The organism is Thioalkalivibrio sp. ALMg11 (genome assembly GCF_000377905.1).
Lineage (GTDB): Bacteria > Pseudomonadota > Gammaproteobacteria > Ectothiorhodospirales > Ectothiorhodospiraceae > Thioalkalivibrio.
In genome coordinates, this window is record NZ_KB898873.1 from 155,108 (window position 1) to 176,060 (window position 20,953).

The following is a 20,953-nucleotide window of genomic DNA, read 5'->3' on the forward strand; positions in this document are numbered from 1 at the left end:
CGACACCCGAAGGAGATTCCCATGAAGAACGAGCGAACCCTGGCTTTCACCCTGGAACTGCATCACCTGGTCGCAGGGGCGGTTGCCCTCATCCCCCTCCTGAGCGGGCTCATCCTTGCCATCGCTCAAGGACTGGTCGTGATGGGTGCCATGCTCGCCCCGCTTACCGTCGCGTCGATTGTTGCCACGGTCCTGCTCGCGGACGTGCTGCACGACACCTACCGACGCACGATCGGGACGCAACGGCGCATTGCCCTGTGCTCCCGGCTCGGGCACGGTGCGGGACGCGAACGCCGTTTCTGGCCGGTTTTTGCGGACGAATTGAAGGCTAAAACGGGCCTCGATTCCTGACGAAAACCACCCACCCCTGGCTCTGCCCTGGGTGGGTTTTTTTTGTCCGGACAATACGGGGCACGCGGGACACAGAATCCATGCGGGAGACGCAAGGCGTCACACAATGACAAGAAAAGGCTAAGTATCTGAAACAGGAGAGAAACAGACAATGCGAAGCACGACCTACACACCCCCCGAGGGCAAGCGGCTCCTCCCCTGCGTCCAGGGCCGGGCCAAAAAGGCATACCGAGCCACCCCGGAGGAACTGGATAACATCCTGCCCGATCGAGGGTCGGAGCACCTGAGCAGCACTCCGGTCTCGAACCTGGGGTAGCGTCTCCCGCGATACCTAATGAGCCGGGCCTTCGGGTCCGGCTTTTTTTATGCCCATAACAAGGCTCGACCGCAGATGAATACCCTTGAACTCCCACCCTTCACGGAGTACAATGTAATTCAATGAAGCACTGTCTGTAACCAGCTCGAAAACCAAAGGACACCATGAGAGGACACACCGATGAACCTTCAGTACACCGAAACCCTGGCGGGCCATCAGGGCCGCCGCATCCCGGTCAGCATCCAGGTTGACCGCACTCGTCGCCCGCCGCTGTTGAGCGTCGTGGCGTTTGCCCGTGGCCGCCCGGTGCCGATGGGTCACTACACCGTGCGAGACGGCCGTGTAGAGACGCACACCAGCCCGAATGAGCTACCCCTGCGCCAGAGGATCGTTCTCGCCGCAGGAGCCGCCCTGGGCCTTCTGTACGTCCCGGATCGCTACGAGGTGCTGGGCGGTTTGCGCGAGGCGCACCAGGCATTCGACCTGACCCAGCGTAGCCCGGACATCGAGGACTTTACGGATCATCCGGGGCTGCCCCCGGAAGCGACCGGAGCTACGGATGATGCCTATGTGGCACACCTGGCCGCCCAGGAAAGTGCAGTGGCCCCGGCAGGCGTGCTCGGGCAAATGAGCCGCGAGAGCGACGAAGCCCTGTACGGCGACCTCACTCCGCAGCAGATCGCTGAGGAAAACGAGCGAGCTGTTGAAGCGATGCGCCGGGGGCTGGAAGAACAGGATCATGTGGACGAGCTATTGGAACGTCACCTGTATGACATCACCCTGGACTTCTGGCAGGACGGGCCTCTCGACACCCCTTCTAGCGTGGAATATGACGACCACCGGCTCTAACGCCAGTGGTCGTCAATCCGGGAATCTACCGCCCTCGGCCCGGAGGGCGCGGACCCTGGTTGCGCTTCGCCTCGATCATTTTCTCCTGGGCATCCTCGCGCCAATCCGATTGGGCGCTTCCCTGCTGCTGATCGGCGCGATCCTGCCGCTCGCCCCGGAGACGATCTTCCACGGCCTCACGCTCACTTCCCCCGCCTCCTGAACTGGCCCCATCGCCCTGATAGACCAAGGAGCGGTCGGCGCCCGGCTTCAGCTCCAGGCCACCGTTTTCGCCCACACGCCAATCGCCCAGGGTGCTCGGCGCCTGACTCCCGATGTTCTCAATCGCGATGTTCCGGGCACCGTCATGTTGGCCCTGGAGGTCTTGGCGTCCTGCGCGCACGTTGCCTTCGACGCCGGTGATTCCGCGGCCCTCAGCGTCGTCCGCGAGATCGTTCCGCGCCCCGCTGCCGAAGTCGCGGGCCTGATCCGCCCCCGGAACACCCGAGGCATAGCCTCCGTAAGCGGCATTGACGTTGTTTTGCGGGGCTCCCGCAATGCCAACGCCGAAGTACCGGCCCGCGATCTCCTCGCTGTTCTCGCGAATCATCCCCATCAGTGCGCGGCTGTCTGCGCTGTCACCGCCATCATTGGCGTTGGCAATCATGCGCTGGAGGTTGGCTTCGCCCACCTTCGGCGCGAGGGTGCTGTAGATCGCCCCGTCGAGCTTGCCACCCACGGAAAGCCCTTCCTTCTCGACGCGCGACTGAAGCTCAGACCAGGACTGCGATTCCTGAAGGGAAGCGCCCATGCGTTGCGACGCATCCCGTGTCTCAGCCACACCGGCCGAGCCCAGCATGGAGAAGGAATCCCCGAACCGCTCGGTCTGGGTATTGCCCACGCGCTCCCCAATTTGCCGGATGTAATCGTCCGACACCTGATACTCCTGCGAACGGGAAACCGTCTGAGCTTCCTCGACGGTACGGGAAGCCTGCTCCTGGCTTACACCCTGGGAAACCAGCGCGGCTTCGGCTCTTGCGGAGGCCACGGGCGTTGAAAGTCCGGCAGAAGTCGAGTGCTTCAAAGAACTGAGCGTGCTCCGCATATCCGATTCGGAAACGCCCGCGCGCTCTGCGGCTTGCTGGACCAGGCCCTCCCGCTGCCCATACGCCTGCTGGTACTTGAAGGATTCATCGCTGCTCAGCCCCATATCGGAGGCCATGGCACGATCACCCACCAGGTCGTTGAGCTGGGACTGCTGAGCCGCCGTGCCCTGCACCCGCTGGTCGAAGGCAAGGGCCTGTTCCTGCGCCGCCTGCTGGGCGCGCTGAGCCTGGGTCTGGATGCCCGACTCCAACGTGCCCTGAGCGGACGCAGAGACATTCCCGAGACTCGTTGCGCCAGGGCTTGCGTTATAGCTCGCCTGACCACCCTCACTCGTGCGCGCCGTGCCACCGGCCATGGTGGATTCCTCGATCGTAGCCGCCCCGAAGCGCATGTTGGGCGCGGTGTTGACCTGGTTGGCGCTCGCGGTGTTCACCTGCGAGGTATCCCACGACACCGATCCGGACTGCATCGAGGCGTCCGTCAGGGACGCGCCCGAGCGGGTCGCCGCCTGCGACATGGGCTGGTTCAGACTCGACGCCACGCTCGCCCCGATCATCGCCCCGCCACGGATCATCATGTAGGAGATCATCGGGATCGTGAGCGCCATGTACCCGGCCAACGCCACCATGTCGGTGTTCGCGTAGCTGACTGAGGCGGCCGTATCCAGCGTCAGCCCTGAGCTGCCGTCGCTCATTTCCGCCATACGCTGTGACTGCGGCGCTCCGTACCAGTACATGATCGAGTTCAGCACCGCGTACATCGGCGGCCAGAGCTGAATCCACATCATTACGATGATGTACTGGCCCAGCACCGACAGCCACGCCGGGGTCAGCATGAAGATCATAATGACCGGGAACAGGGCATACAGCAGGGCCTCGATCACCGCGCGCATCACCGGCAGGGTGCGCGAGGCCATGTTGCCCATGAGCATGTAGGTATTGCGCTGGGTCTGCTCGGCCTGAGCGGTGAACACCGACTGCGCGAGCGCAGCGTTATCCGTCTCCGATACGCCCTGCGCGAACGCATCCTGCATGGCGTTGATCGTCATGGCCTGACGGGTGAGGCTCGCGGCATCCTGGTTGATCCCGAGCATGTCCTGGCCGGTCACACCCCCGGCCGAGGCCAGGTAGCGCGCGGCCGCATCATCGACCGTGCAGGCCGACCAGATCGCGCCGCCATTCTGGCGGGCGGCCGCCTGAATCTGCGAAGCGCCATTACCCGTAATCTCGGGCGTCAGCTCGTCCCCCAGCGCCCGACAGGAGAGGACGCTACCATCGCTACGCGCGACCCAGCGGTTGTTCGGGAGCTGAGAGCTGATCGTCTGCCACAAATCGGTCGAACGGGTCGCTTCATTCAGCGGCAAATGGCCGCGCGCGATCATGGGGAACACGCAGCTCGTCATAAGCGAGGACATATCCGCCGAAAGCTCCGAATCGGCAATCCGCGTCTGCGTCAGCGTGCGGGCGACCTGGGAACCGAACAGCATCCCGTTCTGCGCGTACTGCTGGTCACCCGGCAGGCTGATGTACTGCTCGTAGAGGCGCGTGATGCCATCACCCAGCCCCGAGGTAACGTAACCGAACGCCGCGATCCCAACGGGAACGCCGGTCACGATCGCCGGGGGTGCCGTCCCGCACCCCGACTCGATCCGGTCGATCACGGCGACATCCACCTTCGGCACCATGAGTCCGAGGTAGATGAACCCGAACCCGAGGAACCACGACCAATCGACCTGCAATGACCCGCCGCGCGCGTTCTTGAACGCCGCGAGCATCACCCAGACGATCCCGACCACACCTGCTATCCGCGCGAGCGTGACCCAATCGCTGCTCCCCGCGAGAGCGGAGAGCGAGGTGAGCGTCTGCTGGACGTAGGAGCCCGAGCCGTAGGTGATGATTTCAAGCGCCATTGCGGTTCCCTGCTGCTTACCGGGCCAAGGTCTGAGCGAAGTTGATCCGCTGGGCCATGGTCGGGCTCATGCGGGTCGCCATGATGGATTTCAGGTCGCGCTGCATTTGGATGAACTCGTGCATCCCGCCCTGATTGCGAAGCTCCGTCTGGAACTCACGCTGCGCCTGATCGACCAGGCTCCGCGCGTTTTCCGCAATCTGGAGCGCCTGAAGCGTCCCGGTTTCCCCGCCCGGCATATTCGCCGTCGAGAGCAGCGCGGTTTGCAGGGGCGGGACGACCCGTTCCAGCCAGCGGAACATCAGTTCCTTCACGAGAAGATCGGTGTACTTCTCGCGAGTGAGCCCCGGATACCCGGCATCCGTCTCGGCCTGAATCATCTGGAAGATTGGCAGGCGCGACAGGGCCAGCACGAGGGTGGCGTCGTCCGAGAACCCCATGTGGGTCGCTGACGGCGGCTGCTGCACCGCATCCATGATCTCCTCAACCGCAAGCACGACCCGCGTGCGGAACACGTTGGCATCGCGGGCCGGGATATTGCGCTCCGAGGTTTCGAGGCAGCCGCGCCCTGGGTCGTTGCATTGCAGGAGCGTGACGTGCCCCGAAGACGTATCCGATCCCGATTCCGACAGCTCGCTCCATGTGAGAGTGGGCGGAATCGGCTGGTTCTGGAGCGCGCTGATCCCCGGCCCCGTGGCGCCTTCCGGCCAGACCACGGTGCCGACCAATGACATCACCAGCTCCAGAATCTCGTCGTCGGATACCTTGGCATTCTTGAGGGCCTGCCAGACGATGTTCCCGCGAAGGGCCTGTTTGACGGCATCCCCATCATCCTGCGGCTGGCCGTCGTCGTTCAGGGGGTTCAGCAGGCCCCAATCCCACTCCTTCTCGGAGCCGCACTCGAACCGCGAGGCGAACTCGTCCGAGGCCATGGACTCGCCCGAGTTGAAGCGCTGGCACACACTGTCCTGCATCCCCATCGCGCCCAGGGCGCCCCGGTTAATGTCCACGGCCGTCTGGCAGGAGTCCATGTTGAATTGGTTGGCCTTGTTGGCCCAATCCTGCATCTGCTTCATCAAGGCGCCGAGCTGCGGCGAGAGGGAATCGAGCGCCAGGTAGAACGCGGTCGATACCGCCTGCGATCCGACCTGCCGGGCCATCGCGACGATCTGATCCATGTTGATGAACGAGAACCCGCCCAGGAAGGCGTCGATCCCGCCGCAGCCGAACTCGGCGCGCGGGGCCTGAATCTGGATCGGCTGGTAGTACCGGGTGCCGGTACGAGCGGTGAGCTGGCCGAAGTTGACGAACCCGGCCGACTCCGACTGATAGAACCCCGGCTCGTTGACCGTGTAGGAATCCAGGAACGAATCCATCGCGCCATCAAGCGCCGCCGCATTGGAGAACCCCGCCACACTGGTTGCCAGCATTACGGCTCCGGCCAGCGGCTTCAGCTTCGCCATCACACCCTTCTTCGTTTTCATGCTCAGAACTCTCCAATTTCAAGCGACACGATCCGACGCAGGCGCTTACCCAGCTCCGCATCATCAATCACCCCGTACCCCACGGAATCCACCTCGCCGGTTACCGGATTCACGAGGAACAGGCCCGGCGCTTCCTGAACGCCGAAGGCTTCCGCAAGCCCATCGTCCTGACGCGCCTCCGGGAAGTATTCGTTGGTGCTCCCGTCGAGCGTGATGGCTCGGACGGTCAGGTTGTTTTCGCGAGCAAAACGCTCGACGTGGCGGGACTGCACTTCGCAGTACGGGCATTCCTCGCGGTTCATGTAGAAGAAGACCAGCCCCCTCTCGTCGCGAACGTGGTCCACGGCCTGAGCGATCTCCCGATCCTCGATCCGGCGCTGCTCCCGGACCCCGGACTGCACGACCGGGCGCTCGGTGCTGTAATCGAGGTCGGGGCGATCCCAGAGCGTGCGGCGCCAGGTGTCCGCGAAGACCATCGAGCGGTTCATCATCGCGTCCTGCATTTCGAGGTAGGCGGCGATGTTCTCCTGCGTCGGCTCCAGGATTGCGAGGGCCTTGGCCTCCTCGATCTCCTCCTGAAGCGCCTCAAGGCGCTCACGCGCCGAAAGCTCCGGAACAATCGGGACGATTTCCGGCTCGGGCTCGGGCTCCGGCGGTTTCGGCGGTTCCGGGGGCTGCTCGTACCAGAACCAACCCCGCTCGCGATCTCCGTAGAAACCCGAACTGGTGCCCGGATTGGCCTGCGCAAGACCGACGCTTGCCGCCACTCCGGCCATCAGCAGGCCGCGCACCCAACCCTTGCAAGTGATTCTCATGGTCAATCCATTCAGAAGAAGAACATTGTAATTCTATCAGAATTGAAAGCGGACTGTTCCGACGATGCGAGAATAACCAATCAGGCCGATGTCCGCATAGCGCGAGTCGTAGGAGTCTTCGTGTGGGGTCCAGACAAACACCTTCCCATCAGGAATGACGCCCCCCTCAACCACCTCCAGGGGGAGCCCGCGCCCCGACTCCGGCTTTGCCTTGGCGACCGGCTGACCGTCGATGTGAACAATCCGATTCTCGTCCACGCTGACGGTCTGCCCCGCCACGCCTCGGACCTCTTTCACGAACACGGTGTCCGGCCGATAGTGGTCGCGCGCCCCCTCTCCCACGAGGAAAGCGATACGATCCCCGAAGCTCAGCTCCTCGATGATCGCGCGATTGGACGGGTTGCCCTCGGACTCCACACGCTCGACCCAGAAAACCCGCTCCGGCAGGCTCTCGGTGAGATTGAGCGCGAACATGTAGCGATCCGACACCGCGCTCACGAGCGCATGGACCGGCCACGCCAGCAGGGCGGCCGCAACGAGCGCCGCCCGGAGCACCCGCACTCTCACGGGCACATCCGGGCGGCTCTCGGGCATCACGGAAGCCTCAGCACCCATGACGGCCGGTTCAGCGGGCAGGAGACGCCTGCGGCTCCAGAATGGCGCGCAGATCGTCCGTGTAGTCTTCAAGGCCCGCCTCGACGGCGACCGCCTGGGACTGGATCAGCACGAGGCCGGGGTTGCGCTCAGCGAGAACCAGCAGCGCTTGGTCCACGCGCTCTGCGAAAGCCGTCGCTTGGCTCATCGCGGCCATCTGCGCCTGCTCGTCCCCTTCGATGACGTGATCCAGCGCCGTGCGCTGATACTCCTCCATCAGCCCCGCCACATTGACGACGCCGATCTGGTGGCCGCCGGAAACCATGCCCTCCGGCATCGCGTATCGCGCCACCAGAACCAGCAGCACAACAGCCAGCGCGAAGTACACGCCGAACAGGATGAAGCGCATCGTGCGCTGTTTCGCGGCCAGCTCGGCCGTGTTGGGGGCCGAAGCGCCCTGGGGCGCCGGGCCAGCGTTTACGTTCTCGTTGGGATTCTCGTTGCTCATTGGGTCACTCCTTCTTGCCCTTTCGCTGCTCGATCACGATTTCGATGGCATCTGCCAGAGCGACCCCGTTCTCCTGGAGCTGGTTGATAGCGGCCACTTCGTCGGCCTTGGTCGAGTACATGAATTCGCTGAAGGGGTCCGCGATCAGGCGACCGATCCCCGAGCCCAGCGGACTCTTGACGAAAATCTCGGAATACTGGCCCTGCTGGGTCTTCACCGAGCGCAGCAGGCGCTCGGTGTACCCCTCCACCTTGAACCGGCCCGAGTTCTTCAGGTCGTCGATGGACTCCTCCTTCTGGCGAAGCAGGAACATCCAGTCCGCGTTTTCCCACGCCGCTCGGGAAGCGTCGTTCTTGAAGTAGTCGTTGACGCCCTGGGTCGCGGTCATAAAGCTCCCGCCATACTTCCGCGCCCGGCGGTACCCGGTCTCAATGAAGTCAGCCGCCTTGCCGCCGCTCATCAAGTCCCACGCCTCGTCGATGATGCAGATTTTCGGCTGCTCCCGATTTCCCGACTGGTGGGAGAGGTACATCGCCTCCTGAATCTGAAGCATGATGATGAGCAGGATCACCGCCTGAAGGTCTTTCCGCCCCTTCAGCTCCTCAAGCTCCAGCACCACAAGCGACGAGTTGAAGTTCAGGTTGGCCGGACCCTCGAAGTAGTCGGCATACATGCCGTCCTTCGTGTACGGATAGAGCATGTCTCCGAGGTCATGCGCACGCGCATCCGGGTTCACATGGATCAGGTGATGGGCCACGTCCGTCAATGTCGCCTGGTTGCCCTTTTCCGCCCACGCATAATTGATCGCCTGCTCGACCCACGAGCCCTCCAGGTCCGTGAGTTCGCGCTGGGAGGAGATCGCCTGGCTCACGATGTCTTTCAGCAGCCGGATACGGTCCTTATCGAGCGTGTCGATGAAGGTGAACGGGTTGACGTTGATCTTCGATTTTTCGCCAAACTCGATGAACTGGCCGCCCAGCAGCTCGCACGTCCGCTGGTACGACCGGCCCACGTCGATGATCCAGACCCGTCCGCCGGTGCCGACATAGGCCGTCGCCATTTCGTTCAGGAAGAAGCTCTTGCCGGAGCCCGAGGACGCGACGATCGCCGCGTTCATGTTCCCCGCCTGCGACACGTCGAACACGTCGAAGGAAAGAGGCTGCCCCCGACGCCCCATCAGCATCATCCGGGGCGTGCCCGTGCCACCCCATTCAGCCATCAGCGGCATCATGTTGGCCGCGTTCCATTCCGTCATTTTTCGGGTGCGCTTCATCGAGGCGAAGTCCGCAGCCATCTGTGAGTCGTACCCGAAAGGAAGGGACGCGAGGAAACCCTGCACCTGGAGAAAGCTGTCACGGCTCAGGGTCCACCCCTTCGAGCGCCACATTGAGAGCAGCTTGTTCTCGGCCGCATTCGCCGTCTCCGGACGCGAGAGCATGATGACCGAGTGCGATACCTCGACCAGATCGACGCCCTTCTCGACCGCATCGGAAATGTACTTCCACTCCTCCGCCTTCGCGCCCATGTCGGGCATGATCCGGGCCATCTGCGAGTCAGCCGACTGGACGGCACGCGCGGTCTTCATCTGCACCTTGCTCCGCAGCGCTTCCCGATCCGGAATCCGGATGTTGCAGCAGAGGAGGAAAGGTGCCGGAACCTGCATCGTTTCCTGAAACTCGTCACCGATCAGGCCCGTCATGTACGGCAGGAGCATTTCCTGGGGGTAACCCTGGACGGTATAGGAGCGAACAGCGGTGTCGTTGATCGTCATGCCCTGAGCGCCGACCCGATACACGGTATCCCGGTCGATCACCTGATCGCGGATCAAGGCTCCTTCGTCGTACTGCCGGGCCTCACGGACGTGCTCGGTCGCATTCGGGTTCAGGATTTCGTGCAGCAAGGTAATCAGGTCACGGGGCTTCATCTGGCGCGACTGAATTCCGGCCGTGCGCAGCGTCCCCTCGAAGCCGTCTCGGGCACTGATCGCGTGCTTGATCTCCGTCTCGGTCGGATCGTTGCCCGGCAGGCTGACGGTGATGAATAGCCGGAAGTTGCGAAGGCGATACTCTTGCCCCTCAAACAGCGAGTTCCAGCGCCCTTTCAGCAGATAATCGAGCCGCCGCCGCGCCATCCTCCGGTACACGTTGGTCGAACGCGGGGTGCGCCCGAGTCGGTCCAGCTCCTCGGGGCTGTACTCCTGATCGGGGAGGCGCATCTTTGCCCACTCCTTCATCACCGGAAGCACTTGGGGCGAGGCATAAAGCATCGTCTGGATCGTCGCTCCGGTCGGGAGGGACTGCTTGAAAAGCCCCAGCAGCACCCGGACGGTTTCCTCGGAGGCCCCGACCAGCGGGGCACACTCGAAGGCGAAGCCGTGGCTTGCCGAGTTGAAGAACAGGCTCGTCTCCTCGTCATAGGACTCGTAGTTCAGCAGGTCAGAGAAGCGGTGATGCTCCATGCACTGAGCCATTCGGGATAGCGTGGGCGGCAGCGCGCCCTCCATCACCTCGTCGTCCGGGGTGTCCTGAAGACTCGACCCAACCCACTCCTTCACCTGCCGTTTCAGCGCATTAAGATCAAACACGTCTGGCCCCTTACTGGTTCGCCTGCTGGTTCAGGAAGTCCACGGCCGACTGCGTGGCCTCCTCATCGGTCATGCGCTCCGGCGCCTCCTCCTCAATCACGAGGGGGCTGGTATCCGGCGCTTGCAGGTTGATGAAGCGATCGTCCTGCGCCTGGTGGTTGCGCTTGAGCACCCACTGACCCTCACGGACCACGGTGTAGACATAGGACTGGTCGTGGAACTGACCCACCTCGTCTTCCCACGGCCCGACCCAGACCCGGAGGATTTCCGGCTCGCTCAGGATCGGAGCGCCCGAGGGCAGGCGCGGCGGCATGGCCTGTTGTGGGAGCGCGGTCGGCGCCGCCCGAGCGGCATCACGCGCATCGGTATCCGCAATGGAGTTGGCGTAGGCGTCCTCCAGGCTCAAACACTGGTCACCCTCCGGGTACGGGCACGACAGGTTGCTTTCCCCCATCCCCATCGTGGAGGCACAGCCCGAGGCCAGCATCACGGCCCCGGCCAGCGCTCCGAAACGGATCGTGGTCGTGGTTGTTCCCTTCATCAGTTACCCCCCTTGGCCCAGGACTCGAAGCCCTGGGGATTGAAACCAATCCGGTTGTCGCCATCCGGGCGCACGAAGAACGGGGTGCCCCGGATGCCCGAGCGGGCGGCGAAGCGCTCCACCTCACCGATGTATTCCTGCGCCCGCGCCAAGCACGCCTGGTCGTCCACGGACGGGGCGCCCTGCCCGTTAATCAGGCGGGTATAGGCAGACATCGGATCAGCCGCGCACAGCGCCATCGCGGCCTGCTGGCGCGCGGCCGGATCACGGGAAAGCGGCATCATCAATCGGTAAACCCGAATGTCCCCCATCGAGGGAAGGGCCTGCTCGAAACGGGTGCAATGTGGGCACGCCGGGTCCGTGAACAGAGCAATGGCGGGTGCATCCTCCGGTCCCGTCACGATCATCATGTCGCTCGGCAGGTTCTCCCAAATATCGGAGCTTCCACCCGCCTGTACGGGCGCCGTCGCGGGTGCGGCCGACTCACCGGCCGAAGTGGCGGCCGACAGCCCCAGCTCGCGCTTACGCTCGGCTGTGATGTCCTGCTGGTCGTCGGTCGCAAAGATATGTCCCGCGACGATGTAGGGCTCACCTGGGCGGACGTAGAACACGTTGCTGCCCGCCACGACCTCGTAGAGCCCCGTGACCGGAGAGGGCGTGACACTCGCGATTCGGCTATTGGGGAACTGCTGCCGGATCACGGCCTCCGCCTCCGCCGCGCTCATCTGCTCCACGTCGAAGCTGATAATCTCCGCCACGGAGGCGGGTGTGCCGCCCCCGCGCTCACCTTCGGCCCAAGCCGGTGACTGGGCCATTGCCGCCGCAAGGGCGGATACGATCAGTGCCTTCTTCATCTTCCAAGTCTCCAGTTAGCGCACGTTCACACGAGAGCGAACACCCGTGCGGGCCAGCGCTCGATCTTCGTCGGTCACGATCGGCTCGAAGCCCGCCTCGCGACCCGCGTTATTCACATTTCCGTCCAGCTCCGCGCCACGCAGGAACACCACGGATACGTCGCGGCCTGCGGGCACTTCGATTACCGGATAGGTCTGCTCGGCTGCCTGGACGTAGTAATCAGCCAGACGCTCCATTGCGGAGCCCACACCGCTTGCGGTGCCGTACTCCAGGACATCCCCCGGATCAACGTCGCGGGTCGTCCCGGTTCCGGTCGTGCGAAGCGTGGTGCTGGCCTGCGAGAAGCCCTCGCCAATGCCGCCGACGATTCCGGCCATCAAGGCGCGAGCGATGAGCTGACCCTGCTTGCTGACCAGGCGGCCCCGGATGCCAGCCTTGCCGTCTTCACCGACGACATAGGCATCAACGGACTGGTCGATCACGGAACCATCCGGCAGGACACAGGACAGGCTCTCGACGCGAACGTAGGCACGCTCACTCGAAATGTCGCCGTAGCCCGCACCCGTCATAAAGCACTCCTTCACCTTGCCCCGGAATCGGTTGGGGAGGATGGAGTTGTCGGACAGGCGCATCAGCAGCGGATGGGGGTCGCCCTGGGCAGTGCCGCCCGTGGGGGCGTCGATTCCGCCGATGATGTTGGCGCGAACGAACGACCCGGAGGGGATGTAAGTGCCCACGTTCCGGGAGCCGGCCTCCTCCTGCTCACGCTGCTCGGCTTCCTCCTGCTCGCGCGCTTCGCGCGCCTCTCGGCGGGGGTCGCCAAGAGAGACGCGGGCAATGCCGCGAACCACGTCCGGCTCGCGCGGACGATCCGCGCGTTCTTCACCACCACCCTCCCGGCGAGAACCCGGAGGGGGCGGCGGGACCACGCCCCGCTCGGCCGTATCCGGTTCCGGGTCCGCTTCCAGGTTGTCAGGGGACGGCGGGGGCGGCGGAACAAACGGGCTGTCGATCGCAAACGGATCGCCACCTCCGCCACGAACGGCCGTCGATTCCGCCACGCGGTCGCGCGCTTCGTCGAGATCATCACGCAGGCGTTCGTTATCCCGTTCCATGCGGGCAAGCTGGCCTTCCAGCGAGCGGATCGAGTCCTGAAGGTCACCCAGAACCGCCTCGGAGCGCGCCACCCAGATTTCGGAATCCGTCAGTGACTCCCCACCCGAACGAATATCGGTGCGCTCGACCACCACCGGGTCCGGCCGGTCGCCATCGCCACCGCTTTCCGAAACCGCGATCAGGCCGAGGACGGCGAGAAACAGAGCACCGCCACCGCCGTACAGCATCATCTTCTGGCGCTTGAGTACCGCCGCCGGATCACGAACATTCACATCCTTCGCCATTACCGGCCTCCCGCAGACTGCTGAACGACAAAGACTCGGGCGGCTTCGCCCGGCTCCAGCTCGTGCTCGTCAATCGCGACGGCGAGGACGCCCTGGGTCGCGAACTCGGCTTCAGACAGCGAGAGGCGCTGGCTGGAGTCGTTGCGCACGGAATACTCCTGGCCCATCAATCCATCCCCGCTCCAATCGCGAATCAGGCGCATCGGTAGGCCGTCCCAGCGCTGGGTTTCGGTCCCGCGAGGGGTCGCCTGGTAGTGGCTCGAATCCTTGTCGTTTCGGTGCATGGTCCGGATCAGCCCCATCAAGCGCTGCTGGTACGGGGTACCCGGCCCGGTCGTGCGCTTGTGGTTGATCGTGTGCGGAAGCTGCCCAAAGGTGGGTCGCAGGATGATCGAAGTCGTGGATTGGCCGTCCGGGCGCAGAATCACGGTGTAGGTCGCCCCCCGGTCGTCGCTCACGAACAGGGAGATCGGACGCCATTCGGTGCGCTCGCTCGACCCGCTGCGCATCGTTTGCGGGTTAAAGCGGAAGAACACCTGGCCGCGCTCATCGTCGCCCTCGATCAACAGGTGCTCGGAGGCCCCGGTGACATCCGTGATCCGGCCGCCTTCGATCGCGAGGCGGTTTACCTCGCCGCGCGAGACGCTGACCTCAACGGTGTCATTCGGCTCTACCGGATGAACCTGCGTCAGCGCCGCCGGGGCGCCGGATACGGTTGGGATCGCCCCGGAGGAACGCTCGGGTGCCGGGGGCGCAACCGGGCCATCCGAGCGCTGGGTCGGCATACGCCCAGCCAGACGCTCGGGAAGGACCAGCTCCATCCCTTCCTCGATCTCGTTCGGATTCTGAAGGTCGTTCAGCTCGGCCAGCTCCGCCCAGGAAATGCCGTAGCTCATGGCGATCAGGTGGAGATTCTGGCCCGGCTCGACCGTGTGAGTGGGCGCGTCGGCGGCGATTGCCGTGGCCGAAAGGCCAAGAGCAGCCTGCACCGCCACGACTGCTACCAGCTTTTGCATCATTCGCATCGCTTAGCTCTCAAAGGGTTTGTTGGGGTCTTCCGCCTGGTTGTAGCGGGTGAGGTACACCCGGCCGCCGACCACGGTGAAGCTCATCACCACCGCGACTCGTTCGCGGCTTGTCTCGCGACTCCCCACCTTGCGGGTCACGTCACCGAACACCGCGACACGAGGGATACCCTCACCGCCGCGATCCAGCTCAACCCGCATCGGGGAGAAGTACATGGAGGCGTTCTCCCGCTTGATCCGGTTCGCCAGGCGCACCATGTCGCTGCGCAGCTCGCCGTGAATGCTCGGGTGAACCCAGTCCATAAAATTCTCGGTCTGATACTCGATTGACGATGGAGTTACATTGTACCCCAAAGACACAAGAAACATACCGAGAGATTCAATATATTTCCGGTCCACATTGTCCTGCGTGATCCAGAAGGGCTCGTCGATCCCAGGGGGCACCACCACGGTCTTCGTGTTGCCCGCCAACTGAAACAGCGCAACGATGAGGGCCAGATTGACGACGACCGCCGCGCCCAATGCGTAGCGCAACATCGCCTGAGTCCCCATCAGGGCCGCGACCTTGGATTTGTACTGCTCGCGCTTCATGTCTGCTCCTTAAAAGCCCCGCCCGGCTGGGCGGGGTGCCTTATCCCACAAATTCCCGAATATGCGACGGCGGGGTTCGCTTCAGCTTTGCAAGGCCGCCGCTGGGCAAATACCAGTAGGCGGCGCGCATCATAAAGCCGCTCCCCTGCCCCTTCTTGAGCTTCGCCAGGCCGTAGGCCATCAGCACACCCAAGACGATGCTAGTCAGGATGAACCCCGTGACAATGCCGATCCCAAGGGGCGCCATCGCCACTACGAACTCGTCGGCATCCCACATAAACACCTTGGGCTGCGCGTCGAGATAGCGCGGTATCCGGTTCGAGAACTCGGGGCCGCTGCCGCCCATCAGATCACCGCCGACGCAATGCCTTCGATGATGTCCGGGCCAAAGGCGACAAACAGCGCGAACACCACGCCGGAGATCGCCGGGATCGGGCTCTGACGAGCCACGCCCACACCGAGGCCCAGCAGGAAGGCGAACAGGGCGATGGCCTTACCGAGATAGCCTTCGGTCCAGCCCTTCACCTGGTCGTAGATACCCTGAAACTCGCCGCCACTCGTGCCCGCAACGGCCGCCGAAGCGTAGATCGCGGTCATTACCAGCAGCATCAGCAGCAGGCTCTTGTGGTTGGAATCGACGGCGGTTGCGGCCTTCATGCTCACGTTGTCCGCGTAGCGGATTGCAGAACGGATTGCGTTCATCTTCAGTCTCCCTTGGAGGATTTACTTGGGTGGATTGCAGTTCGTGATGTGATCGGGGACATCACGCCCCTCGATGAGCGTCCAGTCCTCATCGGTCATGCCCTGGCCGCCGTCGCAATAGCGCTCCCAAGCCAGAGCCAGACGACCCTCCTCACCGGAGACGGGGCCACTCGGATCACGGGTATCCGAACGCCCCCACCCCGGCTGAGACGGATCGTGTTCACGCGCCGCCGCGCGGTCGCCCACCCGGTCACGGGTCAGGCTTTCCTCGCGACTGGCGGCGCTCCAGACGGGATGCGCCACGTCGCAGACGTGATCGCCCCGAAATTGCTTCGTCCGCACCGGCACGATGCACTTCGCGTCCGTGTTCGCTTTCACGCCCAGGATCGGGTTGCCGATGGAATCGAACACGTCCACGGCTTCGTCATTGCTCGCCTTCGGTGTCGCGCAACCAGCCAGCACAGCCAGTCCCGCCGCCACCACCACCGCGCGAAGCGCTCCCTTGTTCGTCATGTCCTCAGTACCTCTCAAGGGCTGCATAGACACGCTCGGCATAGCCCAGCCGCAGCCGTTCTCGTTCTTCGCCTCGGCCGGTGCCCGCGTTGTAGGCCCCAATGGCCTGCCAGCTCCAACCCACCTGCTGAAAGTTCGTCGCGAGAATCCACGCGCCGACCTTGATGTTCATGCACGGCTCCATGAGGTCCGTTTCCGTGATGCCGTAATCGCGCTCCAGGCGCGGGAACCACCACGAATTGATCTGCATAACGCCTACGTCATAGGTGCCGTTGCCGTTGGCCCGGTTGATCGCGTCCGGGCGGAAGCTCGATTCCACCTCCGCGATCGCTTTGAGAAGGGGCGCGGATACGTCATAGCGCTCGGCCGCCTCCTGGAAGCAGCTCTCCAGCTCCGGCGGGGCGGCCTGCACCTGTCCCACTCCCCCGGAGAAGGCCAGAAGGGCCGCGGCCGCAAGTAGGGAGCGATCAGGCCGCACGGCGCCGGGCCTCGATGCAATCCTCGGCCTGCTTCAGCCGCCACCCATTCGAGCACCAGGTCACGACCCCGGCTTCGCGCAGCTCCATGAGAGCCGAATGCACACGGCCTTCATGCCGGGTCACCGTCACCTCACTGGCGATGGAATGAACAAGCGCTGCGCTCTTTCGCGCGCTCAAGATGCGGATGATCTGGCGATGCAAGGGCTGGTTCGTCTGCATTACTGATTCTCCCCAGAGGATACCTGAAAAGTACATTGTCTTGTGTGTGCGCGATTGATTGTTTCTCGCTGCATTTTTACCGGGCGCTTCGGTACTCCGGAATGTCCCCGTCCGCGCAGCGCTCGACGTGGTAGCGAATCTCGAACGGCTTGGTTCCGGCCGGATTCCCGTCGCGATCGACTACCGGGACACCCTCCTGCACGAAGTACATGAAGACCACCGCGCACCCCGGCTGGCCTTCAATCATGTTCTGGCGCTCGGCACGGATTTCCACGGGTTCGCTGGAGCCCGTGGTTCGCTCGAACATGCGCTGCATGTCGTCTCCAGCCGGGCCGCGCGAGGCACCCTGGATGGTCGCCTTCATCAAGTGCTCCTCGAAGGAAAGCTCCATCCACTCGCCCTCCCCGTGGGATTCGAGTTCCGTTCCCGCGTGGAGCAGACCCGAGAAACCAACGGTCAGCGCCGCGATCAGTGCGGCCACGCCGGGGCCTCGCTTATGCTTCTGGTTCATTGCGTTTCCTTCGTGTAATGTACAAGCTGATTCAATGGTAACGGGAGAACACACGCATGGCAAGTCTTTCATCAGGGATGGCACGAATCGCGGCGATTGGCCTCGTCGCCGTGGTGACGGCCGGGTGCGCCTCCGCTCCGAAAGGGAGCGGCGAGACACCGCCTCCATGCAAGGGGCCGCGCGTAGACCTGGGCATCCAGCACGAGCTGGGGCGCGGGGGCATGGGCGGCCTGGGCGTGGTGATGGCCTCGTTCCTGATCGACCGCTCGGTGAGGGCCACGCGACAAGCCACGGGCCGCTGCATCCCGAAACACCACCACCCCGACCCCTATGGCCGGGGAAAGAGCGCTGACGAAGACGAGAGCGCCTGATCCATGGCACGAAAAAGGGCGGCATCGCCGCCCTCGGATCACCCTGTTGAACCGGCCTGCCCGCTCTAGGCCACACTCGCCGCCTTCGCTTCCTTGAGCCGCTTCCTGCGCGCCTCCAGGCGCTTCGCCTTCTCCTGGCGCCGCGCCTCCATCTTGTCCTCGTGCGCCTGCTTCGCGTCTTCGGTCGTCGTCCGGCCCTCGTCGTCGGGCGTCCCTGCCGCTGGTTCAGGCTCAGGCTCACCCTTGGGGGCAGCCGAGCGTTCGGACAACCGCTTCGCGCCCCGCTTGGCAAGCGTCTCGGCGTGCTCGGCCATCGCCTCTCGCAAGTCCCCGCGCGTCGGCCGCCGCTTCTCCCGCTCGATCTGCTTCGCGAGGCGGTACACGCGGTCGTCGTCGTAGGCTAGCGCCAGAAACACCCGGAAGTGGTGGCCGGTCAGGCGTTCAGCCTGCCAGCCCTTCCAGAGAAGAAAGGCGCCCAGCGCCAGGGTCGCCACCGTGGCCGATACGGAAAGTGCGGCGCCAAAAAAACCGGGGATCACCAGCCAGAGCATTGCGGTGGGGCCCACAAAAGCAAGGGATAGAGCCCCAGAAACTATAAAAGCATAATGCTTCGAGAAAACCATTAGTTCTGGGTGATCGCATCCACATCGGAGCAGCCATCCACCCACGCCTCACCGGAGATCGTCGGTTCGGCGTTATAATTCACTAGGTAAGGACCATCCTCTCCAGTGCCTCCGCCATGCATATCATAGTAACGAAGGTAAAAAGACATAGTGCAAGCTCCCCCGCTACATGATTGCCGCCAATCTTCAGCGTTCACGGATACGTAACACTCCCCCTGTATAGGTTGAACGCAATAAATCCTAAAACCACTTGACCCCCGCCCCCCTTCGCCATAGTTTAGGCCCGTATCTAGCCAGCCATAATGATCGCTATGCGTCTGAACTCGCATACTGGAGTCACACCGAAAACCATCGGCAAACTGCTCACCAGGGCTACAGGCAGGCTCAACCTCAACTTCTAAGGTTTGGCTACAAGAATACTCATCCATCGAATATCCATCATCGCATTGGTAGACCACCTCACGGTCCACCTCGATCACGCGCTCCACATCGCAATGGCTTACGTTTCCGTGGCGAAACACGTCGCAGCTCTGCTCCACCGTCATGTCCGGGCCTGAGACGGTCGTGGTGACACACTCCGCTTCGGAGTCCATGTCCGGCCCCGCAATCGACTCCGCGTTGCTCCTGATCTCCTTGGCATCCTCAAGCAGCGGGTCGTCCCGGCTCACCGGGTAGTCCGGCGTCGGGTTCTGGTTCATAAAGTTGATCGCATTGCACTCCGGATCGTCATTCCCCTGCGCATCGCACTCCAGCACCCGCGTCGTACCCGGCCCGGTCGTGCTGCCCTGGCCGCCCTGGAAGTATCCGCGCTGCTGGGACGTGTCACCCTCCGCGTCCGGTAGTTCCGCCGCCGCATCCGTGCTGATCTCCTGGCGCCCCATGTCGCTCGAAAATGCACGCCCTTCCTCAAAGGCGCCTGCGTGAGCGAGGGGCGACAACGAGAGCAGCAACGCGCCATAAATTGCGTTTCGAGAAAATCTCATTGATAGAAGTCCTCGGTCCTTTGCTGAATCAGGTCTGCGTTCTTCTCGATCATTTCGTTCAGCAGCCCCTCATCCGGAACGTGCGCCGAGTTCAGGATGTCGTTGTAGAACTCGCTCATGTCGATCTGTGAGAAATCGAGCTGCTGGAACTCCTCGGGGCTGAAGCCGGAGCAGTCCTGCGAGCCGGGGGAACCCCAAGACTTTCCGATCTGCGGGCGGCCCTGGACGTTGATGATCCGGGCCAGCTTGGAGTTGTAGCAGCAGAACTCATCGTGACGGCGCACGCACCCGATGAGAGTCACATCGCGCGTGCAATGGCGGCCGATCTTGTGGCAGAGACCGGCTTCGACCTTGCCCCCGGTGATGATCTCGTCCTCGTCGCACGCCATCATTTCCGTAATGACATGGATTGCGACCGCGATGGCAAACGACCACGGATCAAACCCGAACTGGAGACCACCTGCGGCGGACCAGGACACCTCGAAGCCGTAGAACCCGATCCCGAAGTCGGTCCCGATGGAGTCCGGCCCCCAAGAGCCGGAGTACCAGGCATCCACCGCCTTGTCCGCCATCCACCCGGAGCCCTGATCGAACATGAAGTCGTACATGTAGTCGGATGCCATGGAGTACCCGGCATCCACGGCCGCGCGACCCGCGCCCATTCCTGCCTCCTGCATCACGGACTGGTTCGAGCGGGCGGTACCGCCTCCGGCGCTACAGCAATCGGGGTCACCGAAAATGCCGAGTACCGAGCCGAAACGCACCCACACGCGGCAGCGCTCGGCTTCACCTTTGAAAATCTGGAAATCGTCTTCGTTGAAGTATTCGCCCGCCTGACGCGCCGCCTCCATCGCCGTTGCGGCCTGAAGGAAGTCATCCGCCGCAGAAGGGTGGCTGGTGTCGAAGCAGTTGCCGTCCGCGCACACGCTATTGGTCCCGCAGGACTCGAAGGTACGGGTCGTACCTTCCTCGGGGCAGTCGTAGTACCGGCTGGTCGCCGTGCATTCCTCAACGCCGTCGATCTCGACCGTGGAGAAGCATTCTTCATGGGAGAACGTGCAGCCCGAGTCGATGGCATCACAGGTGTCGTCCCACTCCCCGAGGCAGTGATAGCGGTAGTCCCACTTCCAGCACTCGCGGTAGACATCCTTCCCGTCGATATTCCGGGTTTCCGGCCCCTCCAGACAGACGCGCTCGACATCCGCGCAGTAGGGGTCTTCGTTCTCCCCGTCGCACATCGAGTAGTCCAGCTCCTCGCTAGAGATCACATAGGCATCTTCCAGCTTCTCGGTCTGCTGCGGCTGCGGTTCCAATTCGTCGCTGCACTGAAAGGTCTTCGTGTAGCGAATGCACTGGCCCCGATGGTCCGTCTCCGCGCAGACGGAGCTAGTCTCGAAACAACCGTCCTCGCGCTCAAGCGGAGAGCAGTAATCGACATGCTCGGTGTAGCAGGCGTAGGTCTGCTCGTACTCCCAGCATTCACGGGTCAACGTCATGCCGTCGATGGTCTTCGTCCCAGAGTCCACGCACTCCGTTGACAACCTCCAGCACGTCTCGTACTTCGAGGCATCGAACGCCTGGGCGCCGGAGCCCCACGGGGCCATGAGCGCGGAGGCCGCTGTAAGCAGCATCAGCCCTTTCAGGA

The 20,953-nt window shown here is 63.4% G+C and carries 23 protein-coding genes; 3 read left to right on the plus strand and 20 right to left on the minus strand.

Annotated elements, in window-relative coordinates; translation table 11 throughout:
• Positions 1 to 21 precede the first annotated feature (21 nt).
• Positions 22 to 351 (plus strand): hypothetical protein, encoded by a 330-nt coding sequence (locus D578_RS0105920; RefSeq protein WP_018949046.1) that lies wholly within the window; start codon positions 22 to 24, stop codon positions 349 to 351.
• Between the two features lie 496 nt (positions 352 to 847).
• Positions 848 to 1,516: a hypothetical protein gene (locus tag D578_RS14820; RefSeq protein ID WP_018949048.1), complete on the plus strand. Its 669-nt coding sequence runs from the start codon at positions 848 to 850 to the stop codon at positions 1,514 to 1,516.
• A 25-nt stretch (positions 1,517 to 1,541) separates the two neighbouring features.
• Here the strand turns inward: D578_RS14820 and D578_RS0105935 are convergent, their stop codons facing one another.
• The 17 genes from D578_RS0105935 to D578_RS0106015 all read right to left on the minus strand — a co-directional run bounded on the left by D578_RS0105935 (position 1,542) and on the right by D578_RS0106015 (position 17,331).
• Positions 1,542 to 4,511, minus strand: a complete 2,970-nt coding sequence (locus tag D578_RS0105935) for a conjugal transfer protein TraG N-terminal domain-containing protein (protein ID WP_018949049.1) — start codon at positions 4,509 to 4,511, stop codon at positions 1,542 to 1,544.
• A 16-nt stretch (positions 4,512 to 4,527) separates the two neighbouring features.
• Positions 4,528 to 5,994 (minus strand): conjugal transfer protein TraH, encoded by a 1,467-nt coding sequence (locus D578_RS0105940; RefSeq protein ID WP_231364093.1) that lies wholly within the window; start codon positions 5,992 to 5,994, stop codon positions 4,528 to 4,530.
• Positions 5,995 to 5,996: 2 nt separating this feature from the next.
• Positions 5,997 to 6,809 carry a conjugal transfer protein TraF gene (locus D578_RS0105945; RefSeq protein WP_155996764.1) on the minus strand — a complete coding sequence of 271 codons (813 nt, stop codon included), beginning with the start codon at positions 6,807 to 6,809 and terminating at the stop codon, positions 5,997 to 5,999.
• Between the two features lie 36 nt (positions 6,810 to 6,845).
• Entirely contained in the window at positions 6,846 to 7,403 is a 558-nt protein-coding gene (locus D578_RS0105950) for a S26 family signal peptidase (RefSeq protein WP_026289210.1), read from the minus strand.
• A 31-nt stretch (positions 7,404 to 7,434) separates the two neighbouring features.
• On the minus strand, positions 7,435 to 7,911 hold the full coding sequence (locus tag D578_RS0105955) for a hypothetical protein (RefSeq protein WP_018949053.1): 477 nt from the start codon (positions 7,909 to 7,911) through the stop codon (positions 7,435 to 7,437).
• 4 nt (positions 7,912 to 7,915) lie between these two features.
• The gene (gene traC, locus D578_RS0105960) at positions 7,916 to 10,414 is read right to left on the minus strand and encodes a type IV secretion system protein TraC (RefSeq protein WP_231364098.1); all 2,499 of its coding nucleotides are present in this window, start codon (positions 10,412 to 10,414) and stop codon (positions 7,916 to 7,918) included.
• A gap of 91 nt (positions 10,415 to 10,505) precedes the next feature.
• Positions 10,506 to 11,036 (minus strand): TraV family lipoprotein, encoded by a 531-nt coding sequence (locus D578_RS0105965; protein ID WP_018949055.1) that lies wholly within the window; start codon positions 11,034 to 11,036, stop codon positions 10,506 to 10,508.
• Positions 11,036 to 11,890, minus strand: coding sequence for a DsbC family protein (locus D578_RS0105970; RefSeq protein ID WP_018949056.1), 855 nt, complete (start codon positions 11,888 to 11,890; stop codon positions 11,036 to 11,038). Before D578_RS0105970 ends, D578_RS0105965 begins: the two co-directional genes overlap by 1 nt.
• A gap of 15 nt (positions 11,891 to 11,905) precedes the next feature.
• Complete coding sequence (locus D578_RS16150) at positions 11,906 to 13,291, minus strand: TraB/VirB10 family protein (RefSeq protein ID WP_018949057.1); 1,386 nt, start codon at positions 13,289 to 13,291, stop codon at positions 11,906 to 11,908.
• Positions 13,291 to 14,316, minus strand: coding sequence for a type-F conjugative transfer system secretin TraK (locus D578_RS0105980; RefSeq protein ID WP_231364099.1), 1,026 nt, complete (start codon positions 14,314 to 14,316; stop codon positions 13,291 to 13,293). The genes D578_RS16150 and D578_RS0105980 overlap by 1 nt, the downstream gene beginning before the upstream one ends.
• 3 nt (positions 14,317 to 14,319) lie before the next feature.
• The gene (gene traE / locus D578_RS0105985) at positions 14,320 to 14,907 is read right to left on the minus strand and encodes a type IV conjugative transfer system protein TraE (protein ID WP_018949059.1); all 588 of its coding nucleotides are present in this window, start codon (positions 14,905 to 14,907) and stop codon (positions 14,320 to 14,322) included.
• Between the two features lie 40 nt (positions 14,908 to 14,947).
• A complete protein-coding gene (gene traL / locus D578_RS0105990; RefSeq protein ID WP_018949060.1) occupies positions 14,948 to 15,253 on the minus strand; it encodes a type IV conjugative transfer system protein TraL in 306 nt (101 codons plus the stop codon).
• Positions 15,253 to 15,609 carry a TraA family conjugative transfer protein gene (gene traA / locus D578_RS14830; protein WP_018949061.1) on the minus strand — a complete coding sequence of 119 codons (357 nt, stop codon included), beginning with the start codon at positions 15,607 to 15,609 and terminating at the stop codon, positions 15,253 to 15,255. Before traA ends, traL begins: the two co-directional genes overlap by 1 nt.
• A gap of 21 nt (positions 15,610 to 15,630) precedes the next feature.
• A complete protein-coding gene (locus D578_RS0106000) occupies positions 15,631 to 16,122 on the minus strand; it encodes a hypothetical protein (RefSeq protein WP_018949062.1) in 492 nt (163 codons plus the stop codon).
• Positions 16,123 to 16,126: 4 nt separating this feature from the next.
• Positions 16,127 to 16,534, minus strand: coding sequence for a lytic transglycosylase domain-containing protein (locus D578_RS0106005; RefSeq protein WP_026289212.1), 408 nt, complete (start codon positions 16,532 to 16,534; stop codon positions 16,127 to 16,129).
• A 55-nt stretch (positions 16,535 to 16,589) separates the two neighbouring features.
• A complete protein-coding gene (locus D578_RS0106010; protein WP_018949064.1) occupies positions 16,590 to 16,820 on the minus strand; it encodes a hypothetical protein in 231 nt (76 codons plus the stop codon).
• 76 nt (positions 16,821 to 16,896) lie between these two features.
• On the minus strand, positions 16,897 to 17,331 hold the full coding sequence (locus tag D578_RS0106015; RefSeq protein ID WP_018949065.1) for a hypothetical protein: 435 nt from the start codon (positions 17,329 to 17,331) through the stop codon (positions 16,897 to 16,899).
• Between the two features lie 56 nt (positions 17,332 to 17,387).
• On the opposite strand from D578_RS0106015, the gene D578_RS0106020 reads away from it, so the two are divergent.
• On the plus strand, positions 17,388 to 17,702 hold the full coding sequence (locus D578_RS0106020) for a hypothetical protein (protein ID WP_231364100.1): 315 nt from the start codon (positions 17,388 to 17,390) through the stop codon (positions 17,700 to 17,702).
• Positions 17,703 to 17,767: 65 nt separating this feature from the next.
• On the opposite strand, the gene D578_RS0106025 is transcribed toward D578_RS0106020, so the two are convergent.
• The 3 genes from D578_RS0106025 to traN all read right to left on the minus strand — a co-directional run bounded on the left by D578_RS0106025 (position 17,768) and on the right by traN (position 20,939).
• A complete protein-coding gene (locus D578_RS0106025; protein ID WP_042798363.1) occupies positions 17,768 to 18,253 on the minus strand; it encodes a hypothetical protein in 486 nt (161 codons plus the stop codon).
• Between the two features lie 71 nt (positions 18,254 to 18,324).
• Positions 18,325 to 19,308 carry a hypothetical protein gene (locus tag D578_RS0106030; protein WP_018949068.1) on the minus strand — a complete coding sequence of 328 codons (984 nt, stop codon included), beginning with the start codon at positions 19,306 to 19,308 and terminating at the stop codon, positions 18,325 to 18,327.
• Complete coding sequence (gene traN / locus D578_RS0106035) at positions 19,305 to 20,939, minus strand: conjugal transfer protein TraN (RefSeq protein WP_196800659.1); 1,635 nt, start codon at positions 20,937 to 20,939, stop codon at positions 19,305 to 19,307. The genes D578_RS0106030 and traN overlap by 4 nt, the downstream gene beginning before the upstream one ends.
• Between the last annotated feature and the right edge of the window lie 14 nt (positions 20,940 to 20,953).